The organism is Tenebrionibacter intestinalis (genome assembly GCF_016632365.1).
GTDB classification, from domain to species: Bacteria; Pseudomonadota; Gammaproteobacteria; order Enterobacterales; family Enterobacteriaceae; genus Tenebrionibacter; species Tenebrionibacter intestinalis.
Window position 1 is genome coordinate 151,355 of record NZ_JAEPBH010000002.1, and the last position, 21,624, is coordinate 172,978.

Here is a 21,624-nt window from a genome sequence, read left to right on the forward strand (position 1 = left end):
CCGCCCGATTAAGCTGAAACGTACCTGTAGGTACATATGGCATGGTTAAGGAGTTTATAGTGAAAAAGTGGTTAATTGCTGCGGGCGTAGGCCTGGCTATGGCTACCTCTGCGCAGGCGGCGGATAAAATTGCCGTTGTGAATATGTCTAACCTGTTCCAGCAGGTTGCGCAGAAGAGTGGCGTTTCCAGTACGCTGGAAAATGAATTCAAAAGCCGCGCAGGCGAGCTGCAGCGCTTAGAAGGCGATCTGAAATCCAAAATGCAGCGTCTTCAGCGCGATGGCGCGACCATGAAGGCAAGCGAGCGTAGCAAACTGGAAAAAGACGTCATGTCCCAGCGTGAAGCATTTTCCAGCAAAGCGCAGAAATTTGAACAGGATCGCGCACGCCGTTCTAACGAAGAACGCGGTAAGCTCGTTACCCGTATTCAGAGCGCGGTTAAGAAAGTGGCCGACGATCAGAGCATCGATTTGGTTGTTGACAGCAGCACGGTTGCTTACAACAGCCGCGATGTTAAAGACATCACCGCTGATGTGCTCAAGCAGGTGAAATAATTCATGTCATCCATTCGACTGGCTGACTTAGCCCGCGAGCTGGATGCTGAATTGCACGGTGATGGCGATATTGCCATCACCGGCGTCGCTTCCATGCAGTCTGCCCAGCCGGGGCAGATAACCTTTATGGTTAATCCGCGCTACCGCGAGCAACTGGCAGACTGCCGTGCGTCGGCGGTTGTGATGACTCAGGACGATCTCCCCTGGGCCAGGGGCGCGGCGCTGGTGGTGAAAAACCCCTATCTGACTTATGCGCGTATGGCGCAGATCCTCGATACCACACCTCAGCCGGCGGAAAATATTGCGCCGAGCGCGGTGATTGATCCCAGCGCTAAACTGGGCGCTAACGTCGCCATCGGCGCAAATGCCGTTATTGAATCTGGCGTTGAGCTGGGCGATAACGTCATCATTGGCGCAGGCTGTTTTGTGGGTAAAAACACCCGCATTGGCGCGGAGACTCGCCTGTGGGCGAACGTCAGCGTTTATCACGAAATCACGATTGGAGCGCAGTGCCTTATCCAGTCGGGTACCGTGATCGGCGCAGATGGTTTCGGATATGCTAACGATCGCGGCAACTGGGTGAAAATACCCCAGTTGGGGCGCGTTATTATTGGCGATCGCGTTGAGATTGGCGCCTGCACCACGATTGATCGCGGCGCGCTGGATGATACGCAAATCGGTAACGGCGTTATCATCGACAACCAGTGTCAGATTGCGCATAACGTGGTGATTGGCGACAATACTGCGGTAGCCGGTGGGGTTATCATGGCCGGTAGCCTCAAAATTGGCCGTTACTGCATGATTGGCGGCGCCAGCGTTATTAACGGCCACATGGAAATTTGCGATAAGGTAACCGTAACGGGAATGGGCATGGTAATGCGCCCGATCACGGAACCTGGCGTGTATTCTTCCGGGATCCCGCTGCAAGCGAATAAAGCCTGGCGTAAAACGGCTGCGCTGGTAATGAACATCGATGAGATGAATAAGCGATTGAAAGCGCTTGAGCGTCACATCAGTCAGGACAAAACCAGCAGCGTATAATCGTTTTGACCAGCGATTGTTTCCACGGCCTGTCGGCGATCTTCGGAGCGCGACAGGCCGTATTCGTGTTATATTGCGTTTTATTTTTATATCAGACAGGAAGAGTATTTTGACAACTGACACTCATACTCTGCACATTGAAGAGATTCTTGAGCTTCTGCCGCACCGTTTTCCTTTTCTACTGGTAGATCGCGTGCTGGACTTTGAAGAAGGTCGTTTTTTGCGTGCTGTAAAGAATGTTTCCGTCAATGAACCGTTTTTCCAGGGGCACTTCCCTGGCAAACCGATTTTCCCTGGCGTGTTGATTCTGGAAGCGATGGCGCAGGCTACCGGCATTCTGGCATTCAAAAGCATGGGGAAACTTGAACCGGGTGAACTCTATTACTTTGCGGGGATCGATGAAGCGCGCTTCAAACGTCCGGTTGCGCCGGGCGATCAGATGATTATGGAAGTGACTTTCGAAAAAACCCGCCGTGGCGTAACCCGCTTTAGCGGCGTAGCGACGGTAGACGGTAAAGTTGTCTGTGAAGCGACTATGATGTGTGCCCGTAACCGGGAGGCCTGATACGTGATTGATAAATCCGCCTTTATTCATCCCACCGCTATTGTGGAAGACGGCGCCGTTATTGGCGCCAATGTTCACATTGGCCCTTACTGTCTGGTTGGTCCCGACGTTGAAATAGGCGAAGGAACCGAACTGAAGTCGCATATCGTCGTCAATGGCCATACCCGAATTGGCCGTGATAACCAGATCTATCAGTTTGCTTCAATCGGTGAGGCAAACCAGGACCTGAAATACGCCGGCGAGCCGACACGCGTGGAGATTGGCGATCGTAATCGTATCCGCGAGAGCGTCACTATTCACCGCGGAACGGTACAGGGCGGTGGGGTAACGAAGGTGGGTAGCGATAATCTTCTGATGATCAACGCCCATGTGGCGCATGACTGCCAGGTTGGTAGCCGCTGTATCCTTGCGAACAATGCGACGCTGGCAGGTCACGTCAGCGTTGACGATTTTGCGATTATCGGCGGCATGACCGCAGTACATCAGTTCTGCATCATTGGCGCGCACGTGATGGTGGGCGGTTGCTCTGGCGTAGCGCAGGACGTTCCTCCATACGTCATTGCGCAGGGCAACCACGCAACGCCGTTTGGCGTTAATATTGAAGGGCTTAAGCGTCGCGGCTTTAGTAAAGACGCGCTGCATGCTATCCGTAATGCGTATAAACTGCTCTATCGCAGCGGGAAAACGCTTGACGAAGTAAAGCCAGAGATTGACGCGCTGGCGACGGAGCACGAAGAGGTGAAATTATTCACTGAATTTTTCGCGCGCTCAACCCGTGGCCTGATTCGCTAAATGAAAGCAGGACGACCGCTTACGATTGCGCTCGTTGCCGGAGAAACCTCCGGCGATATTCTTGGCGCCGGGCTGATTCGGGCATTGCGTGAGCAGGCGCCCGGTGCGCGCTTTGTCGGCGTGGCTGGCCCGCTGATGCAGGCGCAGGGCTGTGAGGCCTGGTATGAGATGGAAGAGCTGGCGGTGATGGGGATAGTGGAAGTCCTTGGTCGTCTTCGGCGCCTGCTCCATATCCGTGCGGAACTGACAAAACGCCTCAGCGAGCTGGAGCCTGATGTCTTTGTCGGTATTGATGCGCCGGATTTTAATATCACGCTTGAAGGTAATCTCAAAAAGCGCGGTATCAAAACGATTCATTACGTCAGCCCGTCCGTCTGGGCCTGGCGACAAAAGCGCGTTTTCAAAATCGGGCGGGCCACCAATCTGGTGCTGGCTTTCCTGCCTTTTGAAAAAGCGTTTTATGACCGCTTTAACGTTCCCTGCCGTTTCATCGGCCACACTATGGCCGATGCTATGGCGCTTGAACCCGATAAAAATGCCGCTCGCGATGCGCTGGGTATTGCCCATAACGCGCGCTGCCTTGCGTTACTGCCAGGCAGCCGCGGCGCGGAAGTCGAAATGCTGAGCGCTGATTTCCTGAAAACCGCGCAAATTTTGCGCCAGCGCTGGCCGGCGCTCGAACTGCTGGTGCCGCTGGTGAATGCGAAACGGCGTGAGCAGTTCGAACGCATCAAGGCGCAAGTTGCGCCAGAGCTGAGCATGCGTCTGCTGGATGGCCGCGCGCGCGAGGCGATGATAGCAAGCGATGCGGCGCTTCTCGCCTCGGGCACGGCCGCGCTGGAATGTATGCTGGCGAAATGCCCGATGGTAGTGGGCTATCGCATGAAGCCGTTCACCTTCTGGCTGGCGAAGCGGCTGGTGAAAACCGAGTACGTGTCGTTGCCTAATTTGTTGGCAGGGCGCGAGCTGGTAAAAGAGCTTTTGCAGGAAGAGTGTCAGCCGGATAACCTGGCTGAGGCGCTGACGGCATTACTTGACGGCGGCGTTAAAAGCCTTGAAATTCACGATACTTTTCGCAAGCTGCACGAAAAAATTCGCTGTAAAGCCGATGAACAGGCGGCGGCGGCAGTGCTGGAATTAGCGCAATGAACGAATTTATCTATCCTCATACTCACCTTGTTGCGGGCGTGGATGAAGTTGGACGTGGGCCGTTAGTCGGCGCGGTTGTGACAGCCGCCGTGATCCTCGATCCTGCGCGTCCTGTTGCGGGGCTGGCCGATTCCAAAACGCTCAGCGAAAAGCGCCGCCTGGCGCTTTTCGCTGAAATATGCGATAAAGCGCTGAGCTGGAGCCTGGGGCGCGCTGAACCGCACGAAATCGATGAACTAAATATCCTTCATGCCACTATGCTGGCGATGCAGCGTGCCGTAGCGGGCCTGCATATTACGCCGGAGTATGTGCTGATTGACGGCAACCGCTGCCCGAAGCTTGCCATGCCATGTACGGCGGTTGTTAAGGGGGATAGCCGGGTGGCGGAGATTAGCGCGGCCTCCATCCTTGCAAAGGTTACGCGCGATCGTGAAATGACTGAGCTGGACAGACACTTTCCACAATATGGTTTCGCACAGCACAAGGGCTATCCCACGGCGTTTCATCTGGAAAAGCTGATTGAGCACGGCGCTACCGAGCACCATCGTCGCAGTTTCGGCCCGGTGAAGCGCGCGCTGGGCCTGGTCTCCTGACGGTAAAAATCGGGAAGAAAAATGGCTGAACCACGTTTTATCCACCTGCGGATACACAGCGACTATTCCATGATAGATGGGCTGGCGAAAGTCGGGCCGTTGGTCAAAAAAGCCGCGTCGCTTAGTATGCCCGCGATGGCGATCACCGACTTTACCAACCTCTGCGGTCTGGTAAAGTTTTACGGCGGCGCGCACGCAGCGGGAATAAAGCCGATTATCGGCGCCGACTTCCAGATGCTCAGCGAAGGGCTGGGCGATGAATACTGCCACATCACCGCGTTGGCGATGAACAATGAGGGTTATCAAAACCTTACGCTGTTGATTTCCCGTGCCTACCAGCGCGGCTATGGCGCCGCCGGGCCGTGGATAGACAGACAGTGGCTGGCCGAACTCAACGAGGGCTTAATCCTTCTTTCCGGGGCGCGAAAGGGGGATGTCGGTAAAAGCCTGCTTCGCGGCAATAGCGCGTTGGTCGAGCAGTGCGTGGCGTTTTATCAGCAATACTTCCCCGATCGCTACTATCTGGAGCTGGTTCGCACCGGACGGCCGGATGAAGAAAGCTATCTGCACGCAGCCATTGAGCTGGCCGAACGTCACGGCCTGCCGGTCGTTGCGACAAATGACGTGTGTTTCCTGGCCGCCGATGATTTCGATGCCCATGAAATACGCGTTGCTATCCATGATGGCTTCACGCTTGACGATCCGAAGCGCCCGCGAAACTACTCAGCGCAGCAATATCTGCGCACCGGGGAGGAAATGTGCGAGCTTTTTGCCGATATTCCGGAGGCGCTGGAAAACAGCGTTGAGATCGCAAAACGTTGTAACGTTATCGTGCGTCTGGGGGAATATTTCCTGCCGCAGTTTCCAACCGGTGATATGACCACCGAAGACTTCCTGGTAAAAAAATCCAGAGAAGGGCTGGAAGAGCGCCTCGAATTTCTGTTTGCGGATCCGCAGGAGCGCGCCGAACGCCGCCCGGAGTATGACGAGCGACTGGAGACGGAACTTCAGGTTATCAACCAGATGGGGTTTCCGGGCTACTTCCTGATAGTCATGGAGTTTATCCAGTGGTCGAAGGACAATGGCGTGCCGGTAGGGCCAGGGCGAGGTTCTGGCGCCGGTTCGCTTGTGGCCTATGCGCTGAAGATTACTGACCTCGATCCGCTGGAATTTGACCTGCTGTTTGAACGTTTCCTGAACCCCGAACGCGTCTCGATGCCCGACTTTGACGTTGACTTCTGCATGGAAAAACGTGACCAGGTTATCGAACATGTGGCGGACATGTATGGCCGTGACGCGGTATCGCAAATCATTACTTTTGGCACAATGGCGGCGAAGGCGGTTATCCGTGACGTAGGCCGCGTGCTGGGGCACCCCTATGGCTTCGTCGATCGCATCTCAAAACTGGTGCCGCCCGATCCGGGCATGACGCTTGCGAAGGCATTCGAAGCCGAGCCGCAGTTACCAGAAATTTACGAGGCAGACGAAGAAGTTAAGGCGCTGATTGATATGGCGCGCAAGCTTGAAGGGGTGACGCGCAACGCCGGTAAGCATGCCGGCGGTGTGGTTATCGCGCCCACGAAAATCACCGACTTCGCGCCGCTGTACTGTGACGAAGCAGGCCAGCATCCGGTTACCCAGTTTGATAAGAACGACGTGGAATACGCAGGCCTGGTGAAATTTGATTTCCTTGGCCTGCGTACGCTCACCATCATCAACTGGGCGCTGGAGATGATCAACGCCCGGCGCGAGAAACAGGGCGAGCCGCCGCTGGATATCGCCGCCATTGCGCTCGATGACAAAAAGAGCTTCGACATGCTGCAGCGCTCGGAAACCACGGCGGTATTCCAGCTTGAATCGCGCGGCATGAAAGACCTGATTAAGCGTCTGCAGCCTGACTGCTTTGAAGATATGATAGCCCTGGTGGCGCTGTTTCGCCCGGGTCCCTTGCAGTCCGGGATGGTGGATAACTTTATTGACCGTAAACACGGGCGTGAAGAGATCTCCTATCCCGATATTCAGTGGCAGCACGAAAGCCTCAAACCCGTGCTGGAGCCGACTTACGGCATCATCCTGTATCAGGAACAGGTGATGCAGATTGCCCAGGTACTTTCCGGTTATACGCTCGGCGGCGCGGATATGTTGCGCCGCGCAATGGGTAAAAAGAAACCGGAAGAGATGGCTAAGCAGCGCGGCACGTTTGAAGAAGGCGCGAAGAAAAACGGCATCGACGGCGAACTGGCAATAAAAATCTTTGACCTGGTAGAGAAATTCGCCGGTTACGGGTTTAACAAATCGCACTCGGCGGCTTATGCGCTGGTCTCCTACCAGACGCTATGGCTGAAGGCCCATTACCCGGCGGAGTTCATGGCAGCGGTAATGACTGCCGATATGGATAACACCGATAAGGTGGTAGGGCTGGTGGATGAATGCTGGCGTATGGGGCTGAAAATTTTGCCGCCGGATATCAACTCCGGGCTGTATCACTTCCACGTTAACGATGAGGGTGAAATTGTCTACGGTATCGGCGCGATTAAGGGCGTTGGGGAAGGTCCGATAGAAGCCATTATTGAAGCCCGTAATAACGGCGGCTATTTTCGCGAACTTTTCGATTTGTGCGCGCGCACCGATACGAAGAAAATCAACAAGCGCGTGATGGAAAAACTTATTATGTCCGGCGCGTTCGACAGACTTGGCCCGCACCGCGCCGCGCTGATGAACGCCTTGAGCGACGCGCTCAAGGCCGCCGATCAGCATGCGAAGGCGGAAGCCATAGGCCAGGTTGATATGTTTGGCGTACTGGCTGAAGCGCCGGAGCAGGTTGAACAGTCTTACGCCAACTGCCAGCCGTGGCCGGAACAGGTCGTGCTGGACGGCGAGCGTGAAACGTTAGGGTTATACCTGACCGGACACCCTATCAATCAATACCTTAAAGAAATTGAGCGCTACGTGGGCGGTATGCGCCTGAAAGATATGCACCCGACCGAGCGCGGTAAAGTAACTACCGCTGCCGGGCTGGTGCTGGCCGCGCGCGTGATGGTAACCAAGCGCGGCAACCGCATCGGCATCTGTACGCTGGATGACCGTTCCGGGCGCCTTGAAGTGATGCTGTTTACCGAGGCGCTGGAGAAATACCAGCATTTGCTGGAGAAAGACCGTATTCTGATCGTTAGCGGGCAGGTGAGTTTTGATGACTTCAGCGGGGGCCTGAAAATGATGGCCCGCGAAGTGATGGACATCGACGAAGCTCGCGAAAAGTATGCTCGCGGGCTTGCTATCTCGCTAACGGACAGGCAAATTGATGACCAGCTTTTAAACCGACTCCGTCAATCTCTGGAGCCCCATCGTTCGGGAACCATTCCAGTACATCTCTACTATCAGAGGGCGGATGCGCGAGCGCGTCTGCGCTTTGGCGCAGCCTGGCGCGTATCGCCAAGCGATCGTTTACTAAACGATCTCCGTGGGCTGATCGGTTCAGAGCAGGTGGAGCTGGAGTTTGACTGATTTGCCCTGGCGCGAACCATTAACCTTTAGCCGCGTGGCGTGCCGGGTTTGTAGCAGGTGGAGCCGGAGCTTGACTAAAACAGGAATATTATGAGTCTGAATTTCCTTGATTTCGAACAGCCGATTGCAGAGCTGGAAGCGAAAATCGATTCTCTGACCGCCGTGAGCCGTCAGGATGACAAACTGGATATTAATATCGATGAAGAGGTTCATCGTCTGCGTGAAAAAAGCGTGGAACTGACCCGCAAAATCTTCGCCGATCTTGGCGCATGGCAAATAGCTCAACTGGCGCGCCATCCGCAGCGCCCTTATACCCTTGATTATCTGCGCTTTGCGTTCGATGAGTTTGATGAACTGGCAGGCGATCGCGCCTATGCGGACGACAAAGCGATCGTGGGCGGTATAGCGCGTCTGGACGGCCGCCCTGTGATGGTTATCGGCCATCAGAAAGGGCGTGAAACAAAAGAGAAAATCCGCCGTAACTTCGGTATGCCCGCGCCGGAAGGTTATCGCAAAGCGCTGCGTTTAATGGAGATGGCCGAGCGTTTCAATATGCCCGTCATCACCTTTATCGATACGCCGGGCGCCTATCCCGGCGTGGGGGCGGAAGAACGCGGCCAGTCCGAAGCTATCGCGCGTAACCTGCGTGAAATGTCCGGCCTGAAAATACCGGTGATCTGCACCGTTATTGGCGAAGGCGGATCCGGCGGCGCGCTGGCGATTGGCGTTGGCGATAAAGTGAATATGCTGCAGTACAGCACCTATTCAGTTATCTCTCCTGAAGGCTGCGCGTCTATTTTGTGGAAAAGCGCCGATAAAGCGCCGCTGGCGGCAGAGGCTATGGGCATTATCGCGCCTCGCCTGAAAGAGCTAAAGCTTATCGATACCGTGATTACAGAGCCGCTGGGCGGCGCGCATCGTAATCCGGAAGCGATGGCTGCCGCGCTTAAGGCGCAGTTGCTGGCAGATCTGGCGGATCTTGATGTGTTAAGCACGGACGATCTGCTCAATCGCCGCTATCAGCGCCTGATGAGTTACGGCTACGCCTGATTCCGGGCATCATGCGTCTAAGGGGCCGGTTTTCCGGCCTTTTTCATTCGCAGAGCATTCCGAAAAGGCGAGAAGCGGCTTGTCGAACGGAGCCTGAAACCCGTAACGTCAGAATTGGGATAAAAAGGAGACGCGCATGCTGGGTCTGAAAAACGTACATCACATTGCCATTATTGCCACCGATTATGCGCGCAGTAAGGCATTCTATTGCGATATCCTTGGCTTTACGCTGATGTCAGAGGTGTATCGCGAAGAGCGTGATTCCTGGAAAGGCGATTTGGCGCTCAATGGACAATACACCCTTGAGCTTTTTTCTTTTCCTTTCCCGCCTGCGCGCTTGAGTCACCCTGAAGCCTGCGGTCTACGTCATCTTGCTTTTAGCGTTAACGACCTTGATGCCGCCGTAGCCCATCTGGCGCATCATGGAATACATAGCGAACCCGTCCGGCGCGATCCGCTTACCGATAAGCGCTTTACATTTTTCACCGATCCCGACGGGCTGCCGCTGGAGCTTTATCAGCAGTAAAGCTTGCGTCGCACAGCGCGGCCCGGTAACGTTGCCGGCAACATTCTCTGATATTTATCCCGACTATGACATCTCCTCCGTTGCCCGACTGGCTGGAGCCAGAGCGCCGTCTGCTGGTGGCCTTCAGCGGCGGGCTGGACTCTACTGTTCTGCTGTATCGTCTGGTGCAGCTACGTGAGCGCCATCCCGCGCTGCAACTGCGCGCGGTTCATATACATCATGGCATTAGCCGGTTTGCCGATGCCTGGGTTGAACATTGCCAGGAAATTTGTGATAGCTGGAACGTGCCGCTACAGGTGCGCCGCGTGACGCTGGAAAACAGGGGGCAGGGGCCTGAGGCCCAGGCGCGGGAAGCGCGTTACCGGGCGCTCGCCTCGGCGCTGGCGCCGGATGAAGCGTTGGTGACGGCGCAGCATCTGGACGATCAGTGTGAAACGCTGTTGCTGGCGCTGCGGCGCGGGAGTGGTCCGGCAGGGCTTGCGGCAATGCCGCAGCGGTTAGCATTTGCCCACACCGTGCTGTTGCGCCCGCTGTTGGATACGCCGCGTAGCGAACTTGAGGCCTGGGCCAGGCAACATCGCTTGTGCTGGATTGACGATGACAGCAATGCTGACGATAGCTTCGATCGCAACTTTTTGCGGCTGCATGTGCTGCCGCTTTTGCAGGCGCGCTGGCCGCACTTCGCACGGGCAGCGGCCCGTAGCGCGGCGCTGTGCGGCGAACAGGAGCAACTGTTGGATGAGCTGTTGTCCGATGCTTTGTCCGGGCTGCTGGGCGCTGATAATACGCTGCGTATCGCGCCGCTGGCAGAAATGAGCGAGGCGCGGCGCAATGCGCTGCTGCGTCGCTGGTTTGCGCATCTGAAGGTGGCCATGCCGTCACGGGCGGCGCTGACTCGTCTGTGGGAGGAAGTGGCCTGCGCCCGCGAAGACGCAGCGCCGCAACTGCGCTTTGGCGCTTATGCCGTGCGACGCTATCGTGGGGCGCTGTGGTGGGTAAAAACGCGTATGTCGTTAGACGGCGTTTGCCTTAAGTGGCGCGACAGCCGCCAGCCGCTTGTATTGCCGGAGGGGCTGGGTATGCTGTGTTGGGGCGACAGCGGCATCGCTGTGCGGCCGCCGCGTGCCGACGAGCCGGTTAGCGTGCGCTTCGGCGCGCACGGGCAGATACATATTGTAGGCCGCGAGCGTGGAAGAACGATAAAAAAACTGTGGCAGGAACTGGGGATCCCCCCCTGGCAGCGCGCCGCAACGCCGCTGTTGTTTTATGGCGAGCAGCCTGTCGCCGCGCCCGGCGTGTTCATTACGCAGGAGGGCCAGGCGCAGCCCGGGCAGAGTTGGCTATTAGACTGGAAAAAGGAGCAGGAGCAATGATGAAAAGAGCAGTGCTGGTTATGGGCTTGCTTGCGCTAAGTTTACCAACGCTGGCAAAAGGCGACCCGCAGGCCGGTGAAAGCAAAGCGGCGATGTGTGTCGCCTGTCACGGCGCAGAGGGCGTCTCGTCGGTACCGCTGTACCCTTCCATTGCCGGGCAGAGCGAAGCATACCTTTCCCAGGCGATGCACGCCTATAAAAAGGGTGAGCGCAGCGGTGGTCAGGCTGAGATTATGAAGGCCTATGTTAGCGGTTTATCTGATGAGGATATTGAGAATCTCGCGGCCTATTACGCCAGCAAGGGCAACGCTGCCCATTAAGGCGCAAACAAGGTCGCCGTCGGTTGAGGCCCGCATTATGGACTGACCCCATAAAGTTGGACGGCTCCTGTCAGGCGGCTTGCCGTATCCCAGGTCGCTTTTAACGCGTACAGAATTACCTTACCGTATGGAAAGTTCGCCCGCTAAAATGGCGAACGGCAGTCGCAGGCAAAGGCTGCGCGCCCGGGACGGGAGACAGAATGTTGGGCCGACCGCTTTGCGTTGAGCGTACCGCGAAGCGGCGGAGTCTTTGCGGGGCAGCGGGCTTCAGTGGCCCTACGCAGCCAGCGTTAAGCCCACAACTGCCCGTTATGTGAATTGTCGTGCTATTCGTCGCTAATGATAATGGTGCCAATCCGGGGGTGGCTGAAACTGTTAATCTTATCCAGGCGAACTTCTCGCTGAACGCCGGCATCTTCGATAATCAGATATTCAATATTTTTACGGGTGATAAGATCGCTGGCTTTTGCTTCAAATGCCTCTCCGCTTTTGAGTTCCAGCGTTAACCGCAGATGATGTTGGCAGGCGAGTTCGAGATTGTCATAATCATCGCAATTGATGGGGTGATACATTTCATTCATTGACATAGTCGCTCACCAGTAAATTTGCGGCAGCGCAGGCTGCCTGTTCCCTGACTGATTCTGAAAGCGCTTCGTTAGACGCTATTTCATTCAGAACCTTTAATACGCAGCCGAGCGCATCCGGGATATAACCCAGCTCGCCGCTGGCGATCTCACTGTAACGACGGCGTATTAATTCACAATATTTTTCCATATGCCCTCCTGTCACAGCCCTGACAACAGACTTTTATTCGGGGCGCCGGTTTAAGCCTACGAGGGTTAACCGTGTTTAGCAAGGCGGCGCCCTTCCCGGGCTGAGCGGTCGCCAGCCCTCTTATGCGTGGACAATATTCTACACGACGGTGTTTATGCCGGATACAGACTAAATGGCGTGATATACAGAGGCGATGCAGCAACGTTGCCGGCTTTCCGTTACACTAACGCCTGTTTGTTTCGGAGGGGCCTGTGGCATTAAAAGCGACTATCTATAAGGCAGCGGTTAACGTTGCCGATCTTGATCGTAACCGTTTCCTGGACGCCAACCTGACGCTGGCCTGTCATCCATCGGAAACGCAGCAGCGTATGATGTTGCGCCTGCTGGCGTGGATACTTTACGCCGATGAGCGGCTGGTTTTTACGCGTGGGCTGTGTGCGGATGAAGAACCGGATCTATGGCTGCGTAACGATCATATGGGAATTGAGTGGTGGATTGAACTGGGCCTGCCGGAGGAAAAACGGCTGAAAAAAGCGTGTAGCCAGTCTGCGCAGGTAGCGTTGTTTACTTACAACAGCCGGGCAGCGCAGGTCTGGCGGCAGCAGAACCAGGCGCTGCTGGCGAAATTTACTAATCTGACTATCTGGAACATTAACGATGAACAGTTGTCACAGTTGAGCGCGTTGGCAGAGCGCAATATGTCGTTACAGGCAACGTACCAGGATGGCATCCTGTGGCTTTCTGATGCAGAGCGCCATCTGGAACTGCAGTTAGCGGTGTGGCAGAGCGCGTGATTGCCATCTCACATAACGTGGCGATTAGCGAAGAGGAAGTTAGCCTTAACGCCATACGTGCGCAGGGGGCGGGGGGGCAACACGTCAACAAAACCGCGACGGCTATCCACCTGCGGTTTGATATTTGCGCTTCCAGCCTGCCGCAGGCCTGGAAAGCGCGCCTGCTGGCAGCTCGCCATCACCTGATTACGCCGGAAGGTATTGTCGTTATCAAGGCGCAGGAATATCGTAGCCAGGAAATGAACCGTGAGGCGGCGCTGGCACGTCTGGTTACGCTGCTTCGCGAGCTAACGACGGTTGCTAAAAGCCGTAAAGCCACCCGCCCGACGCGAGCCTCAAAAGAGCGCAGGCTGCACGCTAAAGCGCAAAAATCGGTAACCAAGGCGCTGCGCGGCCGGGTCCGGGATTAATTAAGTTAACTGTTTATCTGCAAGGAGCTGTCTGTGAAAAAACTGATGTTATCTGCGATGGCAGCCGCCGTACTGTTTTCTCTGTTTGGCTGCCATAACCGTTCCGGCATGGATGAGCGGTTGGTGCCGCTAAAGCCGATGCAGCAAAGTTATCACGGCGTGCTGCCGTGTGCTGATTGCGAAGGTATTGATGTTTCTCTGTTTCTGGAAAAAGACGGTACCTGGGTGAGCAATATACGTTATATCGGCGGCAAAACGCCGGGCAGCTATGGCAACTATGGCACATGGGCGCGTACCGCAGAAAAACTGGTTCTGACAGATAATAAAGGCATGAAAACGTATCTTCTCGCTCGCAACGAAGCGCTGGAAATACTGGATAACAGTGGTAAACACATTGATTCACCGTTCAACCATACGCTAAAAGCGACGGATATGCCGTTACCGACGACGCCCATCGCGATGAAAGGAATGTATCGCTATATGGCTGATACCGCCACCTTTCAGGATTGTGCGACTGGCCGCACTTTTCTGATGGCAGACAACGCGCAGTTGGAACGCGGCTTTGGCGGTGCGGCTAAACCCGTACTGGTGGTGCTAAAAGCGCATTACATCCATATGGAAAACCCCGATACGGGAGCAGCGTTTAAGGCGCTAAAAGCCGATAGCGACGGGCGCTTTAGCCCCGGCAAAGGCTGCGATGACTAATTTTTACCCGCAGTCCTGGCCGCTGCGTTGCTCAGCGGCCGAGCCGCGCCAGCTTTCTTGCCTTTAAATAAATCCCCTGCTTGAGGTGTCCTACGTAAATCAGCGATTGCTCGGGGGCCAGCGATGCCACATCGCCAACGCGCATATGCATTAGATCAGACGGGCTGACCCAGCTTGATTCCCCATGGGTTAGCGGGCGTCCGGCGCTGGCATAAGCGGCGGTAACAAACTCAGAGCAAAAGTAGCTGTTCTTTGTCTGTCCGTTTACTGTACTGAGCTGCGCGCTGGCCAGCCCCTGTATGCACTGTTGGCGAAAATCGCGTGAGAAAGGGTTTAGCGAGCAAAGCTGTTTTGTCAGCATAAACGGCACCATCTCAGCAATGCCGCCATAGTTATAGCGGCTGCCGTTTTTACTATGGGCGAAGCGCGTAATGGACTGCGCCTGCTCCGGGGTAAGGTCCGCCAGCCGTAGAGCAAAAAGCTTATCGCTATGGCGAAGCACATCGTCGAGCGTTACGATCTGTACGCCATCGCCAACCGCTTCTGCGACCTGCCCATCTCCAATGTAAACCGCGACATGGCTGACTGACGAGGTGCTGAACAGCCGGATGCCCAGCGAAGTTAGCCCGAGCGAAGAAGAAAACAGCAAATCGCCGGCAAGCAACTGCTCAGGCGCGATATCGCGCAGCGTATTGCCGGGCGCTGAACTTTGGCGCTGTAGGCTGAGCGTTAGCTTTTGTGTTTCAGGAGAAGGGCCGATATCCATAGTACAGCCGACCAGAACGGGCAGGAATGCCAGAGAGAATCTGAATGCCATAAGACACGCCTTTGTCTCAGATAAAGCAACGCCCCGTGAGAAACGGGGCGCCGTAACGTTTTACTTTTTAATTTTCGCTAACAGGTAATCAACGATATCGCCGGTTTTGATCAACTGTTTTTCACCTTCGCGACGGTGCTTATATTCAATATCATCGTTATCAAGGTTGCGATCGCCCAGCACGATAGTGTGAGGGATACCAATCAGCTCCATATCCGCAAACATTACGCCCGGTCGTTCTTTGCGATCGTCCAGCAGCACGTCGATGCCGTGGGCGCGCAGTTCGCTGTACAACTGTTCCGCCAGATCCTTCACGCGGAAGGATTTATGCATATTCATTGGCAGTATCGCCACCTGAAAAGGCGCGATAGCGTCCGGCCAGATGATACCACGTTCGTCGTGATGCTGTTCGATAGCGGCGGCGACGACGCGAGTAACGCCAATGCCGTAGCAGCCCATCTTCAACGTGACGTTGCGGCCATCCTCGCCCTGCACCGACGCCTTCATCGCTTCAGAGTATTTGGTGCCGAGCTGGAAAATATGGCCCACTTCGATACCGCGTCGAATCATAAGCGTGCCTTTACCGTCCGGGCTGGCATCGCCTACTACGACGTTGCGAATATCCGCCACCTGCGGCAGCGCGACGTCGCGTTCCCAATTGATACCGAAGAAATGTTTGCCGTCGATATTAGCGCCAGCGCTAAAATCGCTCATGACCGCCACGCTGCGGTCAATGACCATTGGCACAGGTAGGTTAACAGGGCCAAGGGATCCCGGGCCGGCATTGATCACAGCGCGGATTTCAGCCTCGGTTGCAAAGGTGAGCGGGCTGGCGACCTGGGCCAGCTTTTCAGCCTTTACCTCGTTGAGTTCATGATCGCCGCGCACCAGCAGAGCAACCAGTGGGGTTTCGCAGCCTTCTTCCGCTTTCACCAGCAGGGTTTTCACGGTTTTTTCAACAGGCAGATTGTGTTGCTCAACCAGCTCGGCAATGGTTTTAGCATTCGGCGTATCGACCAGCGTCATCGCCTGCGTCGCAGGGGCGCGCGGCGTTGACGGCGCGACGGCTTCGGCCAGCTCGATATTGGCTGCGTAATCGGATTGAGTAGAGAAGATAATATCGTCTTCGCCGCTCTGCGCCAGCACCTGGAATTCATGCGAGGCGCTGCCGCCGATGGAGCCTGTGTCGGCCTGCACGGCACGGAAGTCCAGCCCGATGCGGGTAAAAATCTGGCTATAGGCCCCGTACATCCTGTCATAAGTTTCCTGCAAGGATGCCTGAGACGTATGGAAAGAATAAGCATCCTTCATGATGAATTCGCGTGAGCGCATTACGCCGAAGCGCGGGCGTACTTCATCGCGGAATTTTGTCTGAATCTGGAAAAAGTTTAGCGGTAGCTGTTTATAAGAACTCAGCTCATTGCGAATCAGATCGGTGATGACTTCTTCATGCGTAGGGCCAAGCACGAACGGGCGTTCGCCGCGGTCAACAAACCGCAGCAGTTCCGGGCCATACTGCTCCCAGCGCCCGCTTTCCTGCCACAGATCGGCTGGCTGTACAACTGGCATGGATACCTCAATGGCCCCGGCGTTATTCATTTCTTCACGCACGATATTTTCGACTTTTTTCAGGACGCGCAGGCCGGTCGGCAGCCAGGTATATAACCCGGAGGCCAGCTTGCGAATCATCCCGGCGCGCAGCATCAACTGGTGGCTGATGACTTCGGCGTCGGCGGGCGTCTCCTTGAGTGTGGAGAGCATGTATTGGCTAGTACGCATGTTTTAAGGTTCCATATGAACAGTCTGAGACAGGCTCAGAGCAAGCCTGGTACAAAAATTAAATCTTCATTTTTCGGCAATGGTAACGCTGGCGACCCGGACGGCATTACCGGCGGGTTTCCCGCCGCGCAAATGAACTGTGACGTAGTTTACCAGCGTGGCGAAGTTGCCAAAAGCGAACATATGGAAATTAACGCGGCTGCAGCGCAAAGACCTCGAAGCCTTGCTCGTTAACGCGCCAGCGCACGTTAAAATCCATTAGCCAGACGGCATAATCCCGGCCTTTATTTTCGCCCTTGCGATAGGCAGGACGCGGATCCTGAGACAGCACTTCAATAATGAAGGTTTTCAGGCTGGGGTAACGCGTCGCCAGAGCGCTGAGCTGTTGTTCGGCGTCGGGGGTAAAACTGACATGTATTGCCGCTTCGGGCGCTTGCTGCGCATAGCCGGCGCGCGCATCCGGCAGCGCTTCGGCAAACGGCAAATAGGGTTTAATGTCAATAACCGGCGTGCCGTCCACCAGATCCAGACTACCCAGCTGTAATATGATGCGATCCTTACGGTATTCAATACCTTTTAGCTCAACCAGCGACATACCGACTGGATTAGGGCGGAACGTGGAGCGGGTGGCGAAAACACCCATGCGCGTGTTGCCCCCGAGACGGGGCGGGCGCACAGTGGGGCTTGCGCCTTTATCCATTGTTTGGTGAAAAATAAACAGGATCCAGAGGTGGCTAAAGCCTTCAAGACCGCGTACAGCATCTGGCTGATGCCAGGGGGAAAGCAGATGAAGCTCGCCGCCGCCGCTTTTTACCAGCCCTGGCTGGCGCGGTACGGCAAACTTCTCTTTATACGGTGAATGAATAACGCCGATTTGTTCGAAACGGTATTTGGTCATTGCGCAGTAACTTTTAGCGCAGAGCCCACGCATACGGCCTGGCGATAACAGCCCGGCGCGCCGGTGATAATTTCGCAGCTATGTTGTAGCACGGCGTTCGCTTTCATTTTTGATGCGTTAATCTGCATTCGTTTACGTGCGGTTGCGATGTTAGGCGGCGAGTCCTGGCTGCTGCTCTGACAGGCTTCGCCCGTGACTTCCCCTAAATCGCGAAACGGTTTTCCCACTAATGCTTCAGCTTTGGTATAAATTTTTACCGGTGCGGGGCGCGGCGCTTTCGGGCGAACAGGCTCTGGCTTAACGGGGGGCGCGGTGCTTTCAACAGGTTCCACGGGAGATCTGTTTAGCAGTGTACATCCGCTTAGCGTGAGTGCTAATAGACAGATCGGTAAAGCACGCATAATTTTTCCTCAATGAATAATCAAACGGCGTTTATTGAATCAATCTATGGCCTAAATAACAAGACGGGCAGCGGCCCGTCCTGAATTTTTTGTGTAAAAAGTGTGAAAACCCCGTTACCACCCCCTGACGGCGCCGCCGTTGAAGATTTTATCGGCCGCATTCGCCACGTCGTCAGATTGATAGGCCTGTACAAATTTCTTCACGTTTTCCGCATCCTTGTCGTCTTCGCGCGCAACGATAAGATTAACGTACGGCGAATTTTTATCTTCAACAAAGATGCCGTCTTTCGCTGGCGTCAGGTTGATTTGGCTTGCGTAAGTGGTGTTGATCACGGCCAGCGCGATTTGCGCGTCGTCCAGAGAGCGCGGTAGCTGTGGCGCTTCCAGCTCAACCAGCTTCAGGTTTTTGGGGTTTTCGGTCACATCCAGCACGGTTGGCAACAGGCCAATGCCGTCTTTTAATTTAATCAGCCCTACATGCTGTAATAACAGCAAAGAGCGACCAAGGTTGGTCGGATCGTTGGGAATAGCGACCTGAGAGCCTGGCTGGAGTTCGTCCAGCGATTTAATTTTTTTGGAATAGCCGGCAATAGGGTAGACAAACGTGTTGCCGACCGGCACCAGTTTATATCCACGATCTTTAATTTGCTGATCCAGATAGGGTTTATGCTGGAAGGCGTTAACATCGATATCGCCTTTGCTCAGCGCTTCGTTTGGCAGCACATAATCGTTAAACGTCACCAGTTCAACATCCAGACCATATTTCTCTTTTGCCACTTTCTGCGCTACTTCCGCAACCTGCTGCTCTGCGCCAACGATAACGCCGACTTTGATATGGTTTGGATCTTTTTCTTCCTGCCCGCAGCCTGCCAGCGCCAGGGAGCCAAGCAGCGCGCCGATTGCCGCAACAGTTTTAAACTTAATAGCCATAACCCTTCCTTCTGTATGAGTCGAATACGAAATCCTCACGCTGCGTTAGTTGCCGCGCGCGGTGCGCGCGGCCCGAAACGGTGAGGAAAGTGGTGTTATTTACGCGTAACGGCCCGAACGATGCTGTCACCGCAGAACTGAATCAGATAGACCAGCACAACCAGCAGCACCAGTACTGTGTTCATGACTGTCGCGTTGTAGCCGATATATCCGTACTGATAGCCAATCTGCCCCAAACCGCCAGCGCCTACGGCGCCGCCCATAGCAGAATAGCCTACAAGCGTGATAAGCGTAATGGTTGCGGCATTTACAAGCCCCGGCAGCGCTTCCGGCAGCAGCACCTTGCGAATAATTTGCAGCGGTGTGGCGCCCATCGCGCGGGATGCTTCAATCAGACCTGATGGAATTTCCAGCAGCGCGTTTTCCACCATGCGTGCGATAAACGGCGCGGCGCCGACGGTCAGCGGGACAATCGCCGCCTGTAGCCCGATAGAGGTGCCGACAATGGCGCGCGTGAAGGGAATCATCCATACCAGCAAAATAATGAAGGGGATGGAGCGAAAAATATTGACCAGCGCTGACGTCAGGCGATAAAACGCCACGTTTTGTACGATCTGCCCTGGACGAGTGATATAGAGTAATACGCCAACCGGCAGGCCAATCACAAATCCAAAAAAGCCGGAGACAAAGGTCATTGCCAGCGTTTCCCAGATGCCGCGAACCAGTAACCACATCATTGCCTCAGACATAACCCAGCACCTCTACTTTTACGTGATGCTGCTGCAGGTATGCGATGGCAGCCTGTGTATTTTCTTTATCGCCGTGTACTTCTGCCAGCATAATGCCGAATTTAACGCCGCCGGCGTAATCCATCTGCGCGCTAATGATGTTGTTGTTAACATTAAAGCGGCGCGCGGTTTCCGACAGCAATGGCGCATCCACCGACTGGCCGGTGAACTCCAGACGCATTAATGGCACCGAGTCTGTCCTGGGGTCAGGGCTTAGCCGCCTGGCGTAGTCTTCCGGAATATCCAGATGCAGCGTTGACTGAATAAACTGCTGCGCCAGCGGCGTTTTTGGATGAGAGAACACTTCGCTGACGGTGTCCTGCTCAATGAGCTCGCCGTTGCTGATTACCGCTACGCAATCGCAGATGCGTTTTACAACGTCCATTTCATGAGTAATGAGCAAAATTGTCAGGCCAAGCCGGCGGTTAATGTCTTTGAGCAGCTCCAGAATGGCGCGCGTGGTCGCCGGATCCAGCGCGCTGGTCGCTTCATCGCATAGCAAAACTTTGGGGCTACTGGCCAGCGCGCGGGCGATAGCGACGCGCTGCTTCTGCCCTCCCGACAGGTTGGCAGGGTAGGCGTCATGTTTATCTGACAGGCCGACAAGTTCGAGTAGCTCGCTAACGCGGCGTTTGATTTCAGCGCGCGGCGTATTGTCAAGCTCCAGCGGCAGCGCCACGTTGCCGAAAACGGTACGCGATGAAAGTAAATTAAAATGCTGGAATATCATGCCTATCTGGCGGCGGGCTTTGGTTAGCTGTGCTTCACTCAGGGTAGTCAGATCCAGGCCATCGACAAGCACGCTGCCCTGCGTTGGGCGCTCCAGCAGGTTAACGCAGCGGATAAGCGTGCTTTTACCTGCGCCGGAGGCGCCAATAACGCCATAAATCTGCCCGGCAGGAACGTGCAGGCTGACGTTGTTCAATGCCTGGATCGTGCGATTGCCCTGCTGGAACACCTTAGTGATTCTGGAAAGTTTAATCATCAGATTATTTTTATCTTATAAAGAGTTAGCCGTGGCATGGTGTTGTGCCGCGTATAGCATGTTCGTAATGGAAATGGATGTTAAGGCATCCAGACGTCTAAATCAATCAGAGTGTGATAGCCACGTTCGGCTATCAGGGCTATGATGTGCGCCAGTCAGTCTATGCCAAACAGGAGCTACCGGTGGCTAAACGTGTCCCCGCCATTTTTCTCGATCGTGACGGCACGATAAATATCGATCACGGCTATGTCCACGAGATCGACAGGTTTGAATTTATTGATGGGGTTATCGATGCCCTTCGTGAGCTAAAAGCGATGGGGTTTGCGCTGGTGCTGGTGACAAACCAGTCCGGCATTGCGCGCGGTATTTTTAGCGAAGCGCAGTTTGAACAACTTACCGAGTGGATGGACTGGTCGCTGGCGGACCGCGGGGTGGATCTCGACGGTATTTATTATTGTCCGCATCACCCTGAAGCCTTACTGGATGCCTGTCGCCAGCAGTGCGACTGCCGTAAACCGCAGCCGGGTATGTTGAATGCCGCGCGCGACTTTCTGCATATCGATATGGAGGCTTCTTATATGGTAGGCGATAAGCTGGAAGATATGCAGGCGGCAACAGCCGCAGGCGTGGGCACCAAAGTGCTGGTGCGTACCGGTAAACCGGTGACGTCGGCAGGCGAGGCGGCGGCAGATTGGGTTATCGACAGCCTTGCAACGCTGCCTGAAATGATTAAAAAGCGGTAATTATCGTCTTCGTGCGTGAAAAATGAGCGGTTGAAAAACTTTTTAAATTTTGCGCTTGCTATCCGCTCTGCGCGCCCTATAATGCGCCTCCATCGACACGGCAGCAGGCAAAATCAGCCGCCGGGTTGGCAGA

At 55.1% G+C, this 21,624-nt stretch carries 24 protein-coding genes; 15 read left to right on the top strand and 9 right to left on the bottom strand.

The features are described from left to right. Positions 1-59: 59 nt before the first annotated feature. From skp to JJB97_RS01650, 11 genes are all read left to right on the top strand, one after another. Positions 60-554 (top strand): molecular chaperone Skp, encoded by a 495-nt coding sequence (gene skp, locus JJB97_RS01600; RefSeq protein ID WP_238712052.1) that lies wholly within the window; start codon positions 60-62, stop codon positions 552-554. Positions 555-557: 3 nt separating this feature from the next. Continuing rightward, entirely contained in the window at positions 558-1,595 is a 1,038-nt protein-coding gene (gene lpxD / locus JJB97_RS01605) for a UDP-3-O-(3-hydroxymyristoyl)glucosamine N-acyltransferase (protein ID WP_238712053.1), read from the top strand. Between the two features lie 109 nt (positions 1,596-1,704). Beyond that, the gene (fabZ, locus tag JJB97_RS01610; RefSeq protein WP_238712054.1) at positions 1,705-2,160 is read left to right on the top strand and encodes a 3-hydroxyacyl-ACP dehydratase FabZ; all 456 of its coding nucleotides are present in this window, start codon (positions 1,705-1,707) and stop codon (positions 2,158-2,160) included. Positions 2,161-2,163: 3 nt separating this feature from the next. After that, complete coding sequence (gene lpxA / locus JJB97_RS01615; RefSeq protein ID WP_238712055.1) at positions 2,164-2,952, top strand: acyl-ACP--UDP-N-acetylglucosamine O-acyltransferase; 789 nt, start codon at positions 2,164-2,166, stop codon at positions 2,950-2,952. Continuing rightward, complete coding sequence (gene lpxB, locus JJB97_RS01620; protein WP_238712056.1) at positions 2,953-4,101, top strand: lipid-A-disaccharide synthase; 1,149 nt, start codon at positions 2,953-2,955, stop codon at positions 4,099-4,101. It begins immediately after the preceding gene. Next, positions 4,098-4,694: a ribonuclease HII gene (gene rnhB / locus JJB97_RS01625; protein ID WP_238712057.1), complete on the top strand. Its 597-nt coding sequence runs from the start codon at positions 4,098-4,100 to the stop codon at positions 4,692-4,694. Before lpxB ends, rnhB begins: the two co-directional genes overlap by 4 nt. Positions 4,695-4,715: 21 nt before the next feature. Beyond that, the gene (gene dnaE, locus JJB97_RS01630) at positions 4,716-8,198 is read left to right on the top strand and encodes a DNA polymerase III subunit alpha (protein WP_238712058.1); all 3,483 of its coding nucleotides are present in this window, start codon (positions 4,716-4,718) and stop codon (positions 8,196-8,198) included. Between the two features lie 90 nt (positions 8,199-8,288). Further along, complete coding sequence (gene accA / locus JJB97_RS01635) at positions 8,289-9,248, top strand: acetyl-CoA carboxylase carboxyl transferase subunit alpha (protein WP_238712059.1); 960 nt, start codon at positions 8,289-8,291, stop codon at positions 9,246-9,248. 136 nt (positions 9,249-9,384) lie between these two features. Continuing rightward, positions 9,385-9,774 carry a VOC family protein gene (locus JJB97_RS01640; RefSeq protein WP_238712060.1) on the top strand — a complete coding sequence of 130 codons (390 nt, stop codon included), beginning with the start codon at positions 9,385-9,387 and terminating at the stop codon, positions 9,772-9,774. Between the two features lie 65 nt (positions 9,775-9,839). Next, positions 9,840-11,147 (top strand): tRNA lysidine(34) synthetase TilS, encoded by a 1,308-nt coding sequence (gene tilS, locus JJB97_RS01645; protein ID WP_238712061.1) that lies wholly within the window; start codon positions 9,840-9,842, stop codon positions 11,145-11,147. After that, complete coding sequence (locus tag JJB97_RS01650; RefSeq protein WP_238712062.1) at positions 11,144-11,467, top strand: c-type cytochrome; 324 nt, start codon at positions 11,144-11,146, stop codon at positions 11,465-11,467. The genes tilS and JJB97_RS01650 overlap by 4 nt, the downstream gene beginning before the upstream one ends. Positions 11,468-11,793: 326 nt before the next feature. Here the strand turns inward: JJB97_RS01650 and rof are convergent, their stop codons facing one another. Next, the gene (gene rof, locus JJB97_RS01655) at positions 11,794-12,054 is read right to left on the bottom strand and encodes a Rho-binding antiterminator (RefSeq protein ID WP_238712063.1); all 261 of its coding nucleotides are present in this window, start codon (positions 12,052-12,054) and stop codon (positions 11,794-11,796) included. Continuing rightward, positions 12,041-12,241, bottom strand: coding sequence for a YaeP family protein (locus JJB97_RS01660; RefSeq protein ID WP_238712064.1), 201 nt, complete (start codon positions 12,239-12,241; stop codon positions 12,041-12,043). Before JJB97_RS01660 ends, rof begins: the two co-directional genes overlap by 14 nt. Before the next feature lie 251 nt (positions 12,242-12,492). Here JJB97_RS01660 and JJB97_RS01665 point away from each other — a divergent pair, with 251 nt between their 5' ends. The 3 genes from JJB97_RS01665 to nlpE are packed head-to-tail and all read left to right on the top strand — an operon-like array spanning position 12,493 to position 14,150. Continuing rightward, positions 12,493-13,035, top strand: a complete 543-nt coding sequence (locus tag JJB97_RS01665; protein WP_238712065.1) for a YaeQ family protein — start codon at positions 12,493-12,495, stop codon at positions 13,033-13,035. Continuing rightward, positions 13,032-13,445, top strand: a complete 414-nt coding sequence (gene arfB, locus JJB97_RS01670; RefSeq protein ID WP_238712066.1) for an alternative ribosome rescue aminoacyl-tRNA hydrolase ArfB — start codon at positions 13,032-13,034, stop codon at positions 13,443-13,445. Before JJB97_RS01665 ends, arfB begins: the two co-directional genes overlap by 4 nt. Before the next feature lie 33 nt (positions 13,446-13,478). After that, positions 13,479-14,150 carry an envelope stress response activation lipoprotein NlpE gene (gene nlpE / locus JJB97_RS01675; protein WP_238712067.1) on the top strand — a complete coding sequence of 224 codons (672 nt, stop codon included), beginning with the start codon at positions 13,479-13,481 and terminating at the stop codon, positions 14,148-14,150. A 31-nt stretch (positions 14,151-14,181) separates the two neighbouring features. Here nlpE and JJB97_RS01680 read toward each other — a convergent pair whose 3' ends face one another. From JJB97_RS01680 to metN, 7 genes are all read right to left on the bottom strand, one after another. Continuing rightward, positions 14,182-14,967, bottom strand: coding sequence for a YaeF family permuted papain-like enzyme (locus JJB97_RS01680; protein ID WP_238712068.1), 786 nt, complete (start codon positions 14,965-14,967; stop codon positions 14,182-14,184). Positions 14,968-15,027: 60 nt separating this feature from the next. Continuing rightward, on the bottom strand, positions 15,028-16,746 hold the full coding sequence (gene proS, locus JJB97_RS01685) for a proline--tRNA ligase (protein WP_238712069.1): 1,719 nt from the start codon (positions 16,744-16,746) through the stop codon (positions 15,028-15,030). Between the two features lie 190 nt (positions 16,747-16,936). Next, a complete protein-coding gene (gene tsaA / locus JJB97_RS01690) occupies positions 16,937-17,644 on the bottom strand; it encodes a tRNA (N6-threonylcarbamoyladenosine(37)-N6)-methyltransferase TrmO (RefSeq protein ID WP_238712070.1) in 708 nt (235 codons plus the stop codon). Beyond that, positions 17,641-18,045, bottom strand: a complete 405-nt coding sequence (gene rcsF / locus JJB97_RS01695; protein WP_238712071.1) for an Rcs stress response system protein RcsF — start codon at positions 18,043-18,045, stop codon at positions 17,641-17,643. The genes tsaA and rcsF overlap by 4 nt, the downstream gene beginning before the upstream one ends. Positions 18,046-18,159: 114 nt before the next feature. Further along, the gene (locus JJB97_RS01700; protein ID WP_238712072.1) at positions 18,160-18,975 is read right to left on the bottom strand and encodes a MetQ/NlpA family lipoprotein; all 816 of its coding nucleotides are present in this window, start codon (positions 18,973-18,975) and stop codon (positions 18,160-18,162) included. Positions 18,976-19,070: 95 nt separating this feature from the next. Then, positions 19,071-19,724: a methionine ABC transporter permease MetI gene (locus JJB97_RS01705; RefSeq protein ID WP_238712073.1), complete on the bottom strand. Its 654-nt coding sequence runs from the start codon at positions 19,722-19,724 to the stop codon at positions 19,071-19,073. Continuing rightward, positions 19,717-20,748 carry a methionine ABC transporter ATP-binding protein MetN gene (metN, locus tag JJB97_RS01710; protein WP_238712074.1) on the bottom strand — a complete coding sequence of 344 codons (1,032 nt, stop codon included), beginning with the start codon at positions 20,746-20,748 and terminating at the stop codon, positions 19,717-19,719. The genes JJB97_RS01705 and metN overlap by 8 nt, the downstream gene beginning before the upstream one ends. Positions 20,749-20,930: 182 nt before the next feature. Between metN and gmhB the strand changes: the two genes are divergently transcribed. Next, positions 20,931-21,491: a D-glycero-beta-D-manno-heptose 1,7-bisphosphate 7-phosphatase gene (gene gmhB, locus JJB97_RS01715; protein WP_238712079.1), complete on the top strand. Its 561-nt coding sequence runs from the start codon at positions 20,931-20,933 to the stop codon at positions 21,489-21,491. Positions 21,492-21,624 lie beyond the last annotated feature (133 nt).